The sequence below is a fragment of the Rhizobium ecuadorense genome (assembly GCF_001187535.1).
Classification (GTDB): domain Bacteria; phylum Pseudomonadota; class Alphaproteobacteria; order Rhizobiales; family Rhizobiaceae; genus Rhizobium; species Rhizobium ecuadorense.
This window is the reverse complement of sequence record NZ_LFIO01001006.1, coordinates 1-284: the sequence shown is the minus strand read 5'-3', so window position 1 is coordinate 284 and position 284 is coordinate 1. Positions and strand designations below refer to the sequence as shown.

At 60.2% G+C, this 284-nt stretch carries 1 protein-coding gene; it reads left to right on the top strand.

Annotation, left to right across the window (positions count from 1 at the left end):
* Positions 1–54: 54 nt before the first annotated feature.
* Positions 55–284 (top strand): helix-turn-helix domain-containing protein (locus AF337_RS18485; RefSeq protein WP_152971131.1); only part of this gene is annotated, 230 nt, incomplete at its 3' end.

Genomic DNA, 284 nt, shown 5'->3' with positions numbered 1-284 from the left:
ACCTCAACCGGGCCGCCGAGAGCGGCCCTTTTCATTTCAATCAGGAGAAACCCCATGACCGACGCACCTGAACCCGTCGACATCCAGGTCGGCACCAACATTCGCGGGCTGCGCTTGCTCCGCAAGATGACCCAGATGGAGGTCGCCAAACACCTCGGCATCACATTCCAGCAACTGCAGAAATACGAGAAGGGCGCGAACCGCGTTAGCGCCAGCAAGCTGCACAAGATGGCAACCATCTTCGGCGTTCGCGTCGAGGCCCTCTTCGAAGGCACCGAAGGGAC